A 7,020-nucleotide genomic window follows, 5' to 3' on the forward strand; every position below is an offset into this window, starting at 1 on the left:
CGTAAAAAAGAAAAAAAATAAGCCTGTAGGATACATATCCTACAGGCTTATTTTTTTCTTTTTTTCACTCTATACTAAAAATACAAACGATTATCCTGTATAATGGAAAGTAACGACAAGTAAGCTATTTTTTAAAGAGTAGGTGGTGAAAATATGAATCATGTAAAATCTCATCAAACATTAACACACGACACTACCCAAGGAGAAATAACATTGGAAGGTCCACTTCCTTCAGAAGAATTAAAAAAATATCACTTTCACGAACAATTAACTGCATTTCGTATTGCACCCAAACAATTTAATGCTTTGCTCAACATAGCAGATTTTCCAGAAGGTCGAATTATCATTGCACGTACGGAAGACACAATTGTTGGTTATGTTACTTATCTCCATCCAGATCCCCTTGAACGTTGGTCTGAATTTAATATGGAAGATCTAGTTGAACTAGGAGCAATTGAAATTATTCCTGAATATCGCGGATCTAAAGTTGCTTCTGGTCTACTAAGACTTTCTATGATGGATGATTATATGGAGAATTATATTATAATTTCAACAGAATATTATTGGCACTGGGATCTCGACGGAACAAAACTTAGCATCTGGGATTATCGAAAGGTTATGGAAAAAATGATGGCTGCGGGAGGACTTATCCCAGCACCAACAGATGATCCCGAAATCATTTCACACCCGGCTAATTGTTTAATGGTTAGAATAGGCAAGAATGTTCCGGATGGGTCAATAAAACAATTTGATAAATTACGATTTTTACAACGCCATCAGTATAGAACAATGAGGGAGGGACTATAAGTGTTAGTTGAAGAAATTATGAATAAACAAGTAATTACTTTATCACCCAAATCTACAATCGCTGAAGCTCTTCGTCTCTTGCATCAACACCGAATTAGACATATTCCAATTGTAGATGAAGATAAACACGTACTTGGAATTGTATCTGACCGTGATGTTCGGGATGCCAGTCCATCTATTTTTCAGAAGCAAGCGTCGGAAGATAATGTACTAAAAAACGAAATTCAAACAATCATGAGCCATCCAGTTATTACGGTCCACCCTCTTGATTTTGTTGAGGAAGTCGCAGGTATTTTTTATGACCATGAATTTGCTTGTCTACCTGTTATTCAGGACAATAGACTGGTAGGTATTGTGACAGAAAAAGATATGTTGTACACACTCATACACATTACAGGTACAAATGTTCAGAGTTCACATATAGAAGTAAAAGTGCCTCATAAACCAGGAATATTACCTGAAGTCGCATCTGTTTTTGGAAAACGTAAAATAAATATTACTTCTGTCTTGGTCTATCCATATAAAAATGATCCAAACTATAAAGTCCTGGTCTTTCGTATTCAATCGATGAATCCTGTACCTGTTATTGAAGATCTTCGAGCAGCTGGTTATGAATTAATGTGGCCAAATAATATCACTGGGCCAAAATCATGACATGTAATTCATCCTTTATTTTTTCAGATGCTATGCTGGGTTACCACTTTCACGCAGAACATCCGTTTAACCAAAAACGTGTTCTGCTTGCAAAGGATTTACTGTTTGCATCTAAAACATTAAGTGAAAATCAGATAGTAGCACCACGTAAGGCTACTGAGGATGAGCTAGCATTGTTTCATGACCGTGTTTACATACAGGCAATACAAAATGCTAGTAAAGGACTGCTGAAAGAGGATCAGGGACTTGAATATGGTATAGGGACTGAAGACACTCCTATATTTGAAAATATGCATGAAGCTTCGAGTTACTTAGTTGGCGGAACGTTGACAGCTGTTGACGAAGTGCTACAAGGAAAGGTACTTCACTCGTTAAATCTAGGTGGTGGCTTGCATCATGGATTTAAACGAAGAGCCGCAGGATTTTGCATCTATAACGATGGTGCAGTAGCAATTAAATATATTCGGGAAAAATATAACTTGAAAGTGTTATATGTCGATACTGACGCCCATCATGGAGATGGTGTCCAATGGGCTTTTTATGAGGATCCAAATGTATGTACCTTTTCTATTCATGAAACAGGACGGTACCTATTCCCAGGTACAGGTAATATTAATGAACGAGGTATTAAAGAAGGTCATGGGTATTCTTATAATCTACCAATTGATGCCTTTACTGAGGATGAATCTTTCCTGCAGCTCTATGAAACTGCATTCCGAGAGATTGCGGAAAACTTCCAACCGGATGTAATCATCACGCAAAATGGTGCTGACGCACATTGTTACGATCCGTTAACACATTTGTGCTGTACCATGGGTATTTACGAAAAGATCCCTGAGCTAGCCCATGAATTGGCTCACGAGCATTGCAATGGGAAATGGATAGCTTTAGGTGGTGGCGGCTATGATTTATGGCGTGTCGTACCTCGAGCCTGGGCCCAGGTTTGGAATGTAATGTGCAGTGGAGAGCATTTGGTTGGCGAAGTTCCAAAAGATTGGATTACTAAATGGCAACCTGAAGCACCTGTTACTTTACCTGTCAGTTGGCAGGATAATAAGAACATTGTCCCTGAAATTCCACGAAGAGAAGAAATTAATGAGAAAAATTATAAAATGCTTCTTAGTTCACTCAAGTATGCAAATAAAAAAAGATAATTAAAAACGAGAAGACCATATTTCACCGTCTTCTCGTTTTTAATTCATGATTTACTTTCTATAATAACAATTTCCACTCTTCTATTTTTTTCCATATTTTCATCACTATCATTTGGCAAAAGTGGCTTCGTATCACTATAGCCAACAATCGTAAATCTAGATTTATCAAAGTCGTTTTCCTCAATTAAGTAGCGTACAACACTGCTTGCTCTTGCCCCTGATAATTCCCAATTAGAAGGATAGCGAAAGCTTGACATAGGTTGGCTATCCGTATGACCTTCAACTTTTATTTCATTTGGAATTTTCATTAATAATGAGCCCATCTTATTTAGAAATGGTTTTCCTGATGACAAAATCTTTGCCTCACCTGAATTAAATAAGATGAGTTCCTGCAATACCAAAACCACTCCGCGTTCACTTCTGCTTGCGGAGATAACATTGTTTAAATCATTTTTAGCCAAGTATTGTTCTACCTCTGTCATTAAATTATTTAACGTATCTTCTTTCTTTCTAGGACTATTAGGAAAAGGTTTAAATTCACTAGAAGGATTTTCAATTTCATTAGAGTTTCTTCCGTTATCTAACTTATTGTTTGTTTCAGCAGGGCTTTCCATTGGTACGGATGACGGATAGAAGTCAAATATCATACGGTTTTTAAAAGATTCCGAAACGACCTCAAACTTCACAGAATTAATTTGTGACATAGAGAACAGTAATATGAAGAATACTAAAATCAGCGTTATCATATCTGAGTAGGTAACCATCCATTTTGGTGCCCCAGAGGATTTCCTACGCTTTATTGGTCTACGCTTCATTCACTTTGTCCTCCACAAAGCTTGGTTCCTTATTGTCTTCTTTCTTTTTAAAATCTTTTGACAAGAAAGCACTTAATTTTTCTTCAAGTATTCTTGGGTTTTGTCCAGATTGAATGCCAATTACACCTTCAACTGCAATTTGTTTAATAAAAACTTCTTCCTCAGTTTTAGACTCCAATTTATTTGCCATCGGAATAAATACTAGATTCGACAGAACTGTCCCATACAAGGTAGTTAATAATGCAACTGCCATACTTGGTCCTAGAGTACTTGGGTCCTGTAAACTATTTAACATTAGTACTAAACCAATAAGTGTACCTATCATTCCCCAGGCAGGTGCGTATTCACCTGCTTTTTCAATAATAGTACGACCTTTATAGTGTCTTTCTTCCATTGCTGTTATTTCTGCATACATAATGTCACTGATAACTTCTGGTTCTACACCATCTACAGCAAGTAGAATGCCTTTTTTTATGAATGGTTCCTCAACATTTTCCAACTCATTTTCCAACGCTAATATTCCTTCTCGTCTTGCACGTTCAGATAATTTTATGAATAAATGGATTATGTCTGTCAATCGTTGATCATTTTGGTGAAATGCTTCTTTCATGACCTTGAATGTTAATTTAATCTGTTCCATTTTAAAGTTAATTAAAAGAGATGCAATAAGTCCACCAATAACAATAAATATAGCTGCTACATCAAGAAATGACATAAACCCTTCTGTTCCACCACTTGCTAATATGGCCATCATAATCATTATAAAGCCTAATGTTATGCCAATTGGAGTTAAAATATCTCTTTTCCTCATGTGCTCTCTCCTAACGTGCAGTGCAGCCAAAATAGTTTTCACTACATATATCGGTAGTAATACTATTTTGTTGAGTTTCGTTCGATAATTCTGTGAGGCAGCACAACTTTTTTCTCTGATACGTTTTCTTTGTTCATGTATTTTGTTAACAGCCGCATTGCCACGGCACCAATATCATACATTGGCTGAACAATTGTTGACAGAGTTGGACGTACCATTGAAGCAAGTTTTGTGTTATCAAAACCAAATACTTCTAATTCTTCTGGAACGTTAACACCATTATCCTGAGCGCCATGTATAACCCCTAATGCCATTTCATCAGATGAAACAAAAATTGCCGTTGGTCTAGTTTCTAATGCAAAAAGTTGCTTATATGCTTCAATACCTGAATCATACGTATAGTCACCTTTTATAAGATACTCATCTTTTAAGGCCATTCCTGATTCTTTATGAGCTCTTTGATAACCAGAATGTTTTTGTTTATTAATCATTGTATCGTCTTCACCAGCAACAAATGCGATAGCTTTATTACCTTTTTCTATTAGGAACTTAGTAGCTTCAAATGCTGCTTGCTCATAATCAATATTCACTGATGGTATAGTTCCTGTCTCATCATATGTTGCTGCTAGAACTACCGGAACTGAAGAGGTTTTGAATTGCTCAACATGTTCGTCTGTAATTGTACCACCCATAAACAAAATCCCGTCTACCTGCTTTTCAAGCATTGTATTAATTAGCTGCAGCTCTTTGTCCTTATTTTGATCAGAATTACTTAAAATAATATTGTATTTGTACATTGTAGCTATGTCTTCTATCCCTCTTGCAAGTTCGGCAAAAAAGATACTCGAAATATCTGGAATAATTGCACCAACTGTAGTCGTTTTTTTACTAGCAAGGCCTCTTGCAACTGCATTAGGTCGGTATCCAAGCTGCTGTATTGTTGTTAAGACCTTTTTCCTTGTAGACGGTTTTACATTCGGATTTCCGTTTACTACTCGTGAAACGGTTGCCATAGAAACGTTTGCTTCTCTAGCAACATCATAAATTGTTATGTTCATATGTATAACCTCCATTCACTATTTGTAACAGTTTGACTGCTGTAAAACCCACTAAGGGGGGTTTTACATTGTCGTCATCTTTTTTATCTATCATACTCTACCATAGGGTAAAACACAAAGAGAATTGTGCTTATCAGGTGCTTTATTGTTAAATCACTTTCAGAAGATCTGAAAGGATTCAGTTCTAGTAACTATTTCTAATTAACCAAATTATTAAATTGGTTTTGTACCAAATCAGGTTCTGGTTTATAATAGTTACAATAGTTTAAAATGTATAACGTGTAATGTTAATTTTAGTATTACAAAAGATTGAGAGGAACCTTTTATGACTGAAAAACTTTTTGCACTTGATATCGGAACTAGATCAGTTACTGGTATTTTATTAGAAGAGAATGAATCAACATTTACTATAATTGATTATTATACCATTGAACATACTGAGCGATCGATGCACGATGGTCAAATACATAATGTTCTTGCTGTAGCTAAAGTAATCCAGCAAGTAAAAGAACACTTAGAACAGCGACATGGAAAACTTTCATCAGTTAGCGTTGCAGCTGCAGGGCGTTCCTTAAAGACTGTCCAAACAAATGCAAAGCTGCAAATTAACCAGCAGCCAATTTTGGATAAAGAAACGATTAAACACTTAGAACTCAGTGCTGTTCAGACTGCTCAAAAAGAACTCATAACGGAACAGGATAGTAAATACTCCAACTATTATTGTGTGGGTTATTCTATCCTTCATTACAGGCTTGATGATGCGTTAATTGGATCATTGATTGATCAAAGCGGTCAAGAAGCAAGCGTTGAAATTATAGCGACATTTTTACCAAAGGTAGTTGTCGAGTCACTTCTAGCAGTATTAGCTCGTGCTGACTTGGAAATGAACGCACTCACACTTGAGCCAATTGCAGCAATACATGTACTAATACCTGAGTCGATGCGTAAACTCAATATTGCACTTGTAGATATTGGTGCAGGTACTAGTGACATTGCGATTACGGATCAAGGGACTGTTGTGGCTTATGGAATGGTTCCATTAGCTGGAGATGAAATCACCGAAGCAATCAGTGAGAACTATTTATTAGACTTCCCGATTGCAGAACAAACAAAACGGGAAGTTGTCACGAACGGTGAAACCGAAGTAACTGACATACTTGGTTTTAAATCAACTATTACCTATGACCTCCTTGCGAAAGACATCAAAGATACAATAGAAAATCTTGCGCAATCAATAGCAAATGAAATTATACACCTAAACTCTAAGCCTACTAAAGCCGTGATGTTAATTGGAGGCGGAAGCTTAACACCTGAAATAACTACCGCACTGGCAAGCAAATTACAGCTGCCACAAAATCGAGTTGCAATAAGAGGCATAGATGCAATTCAAAACTTTACAATTCCAACTATGCTACCTTCAGGTCCTGACTATATCACACCTATTGGAATAGCAATTGCCGCTCGGGAAAATCCAGTACATTATATTAGTGTAACTGTAAATGGTCAAGTTATCAGAATGTTTGAGATGAAAAAACTATCAATTGGTGATAGCTTAATCCAAGCCCGGATTGAAATTAATAAGTTCTATGGGAAGCCAGGTATTGCTTCAATTGTCTATGTTAATGGAAAACAAATCACTTTACCAGGTGGATACGGACAACCTCCTAAAATCTATTTAAATGGAATAGAGACTGGCGTAGACCACGTAATAAATAATAATG

At 36.4% G+C, this 7,020-nt stretch carries 7 protein-coding genes; 4 read left to right on the forward strand and 3 right to left on the reverse strand.

What is annotated here, in order from left to right; all coding sequences use genetic code 11:
* Nucleotides 1-153: 153 nt before the first annotated feature.
* Genes ACOI1D_RS09805 through ACOI1D_RS09815 form a run of 3 tightly spaced genes read left to right on the forward strand, consistent with a single transcriptional unit; the run spans nt 154 to nt 2,615 of the window.
* Complete coding sequence (locus tag ACOI1D_RS09805; protein ID WP_422501097.1) at nt 154-807, forward strand: GNAT family N-acetyltransferase; 654 nt, start codon at nt 154-156, stop codon at nt 805-807.
* The gene (locus tag ACOI1D_RS09810) at nt 808-1,461 is read left to right on the forward strand and encodes an acetoin utilization AcuB family protein (RefSeq protein ID WP_422501098.1); all 654 of its coding nucleotides are present in this window, start codon (nt 808-810) and stop codon (nt 1,459-1,461) included.
* Nucleotides 1,458-2,615 (forward strand): acetoin utilization protein AcuC, encoded by a 1,158-nt coding sequence (locus ACOI1D_RS09815; protein ID WP_422501099.1) that lies wholly within the window; start codon nt 1,458-1,460, stop codon nt 2,613-2,615. Before ACOI1D_RS09810 ends, ACOI1D_RS09815 begins: the two co-directional genes overlap by 4 nt.
* 44 nt (nt 2,616-2,659) lie before the next feature.
* Here the strand turns inward: ACOI1D_RS09815 and motS are convergent, their stop codons facing one another.
* From motS to ccpA, 3 genes are all read right to left on the reverse strand, one after another.
* Entirely contained in the window at nt 2,660-3,430 is a 771-nt protein-coding gene (gene motS, locus ACOI1D_RS09820; RefSeq protein ID WP_422501100.1) for a flagellar motor protein MotS, read from the reverse strand.
* Entirely contained in the window at nt 3,420-4,241 is an 822-nt protein-coding gene (motP, locus tag ACOI1D_RS09825) for a flagellar motor protein MotP (RefSeq protein ID WP_422501101.1), read from the reverse strand. Before motP ends, motS begins: the two co-directional genes overlap by 11 nt.
* A gap of 62 nt (nt 4,242-4,303) precedes the next feature.
* Nucleotides 4,304-5,299, reverse strand: a complete 996-nt coding sequence (gene ccpA, locus ACOI1D_RS09830) for a catabolite control protein A (RefSeq protein ID WP_422501102.1) — start codon at nt 5,297-5,299, stop codon at nt 4,304-4,306.
* A gap of 325 nt (nt 5,300-5,624) precedes the next feature.
* Here ccpA and pilM point away from each other — a divergent pair.
* Nucleotides 5,625-7,020, forward strand: a 1,396-nt coding sequence (gene pilM, locus ACOI1D_RS09835) for a pilus assembly protein PilM (protein ID WP_422501103.1), incomplete at its 3' end; no start/stop codon positions are given.

The organism is Virgibacillus sp. DJP39 (assembly GCF_049310925.1).
Taxonomy (GTDB): domain Bacteria; phylum Bacillota; class Bacilli; order Bacillales; family Amphibacillaceae; genus Virgibacillus_F.

Excerpts from the sequence above, each read along its gene's own strand:
- ACOI1D_RS09815 (WP_422501099.1), top strand. The coding sequence starts at position 1,458 with ATGACATGTAATTCATCCTTTATTTTTTCAGATGCTATGCTGGGTTAC.
- motP (WP_422501101.1), bottom strand. The coding sequence starts at position 4,241 with ATGAGGAAAAGAGATATTTTAACTCCAATTGGCATAACATTAGGCTTT.
- ACOI1D_RS09805 (WP_422501097.1), top strand. The coding sequence starts at position 154 with ATGAATCATGTAAAATCTCATCAAACATTAACACACGACACTACCCAA.
- motS (WP_422501100.1), bottom strand. The coding sequence starts at position 3,430 with ATGAAGCGTAGACCAATAAAGCGTAGGAAATCCTCTGGGGCACCAAAA.
- ccpA (WP_422501102.1), bottom strand. The coding sequence starts at position 5,299 with ATGAACATAACAATTTATGATGTTGCTAGAGAAGCAAACGTTTCTATG.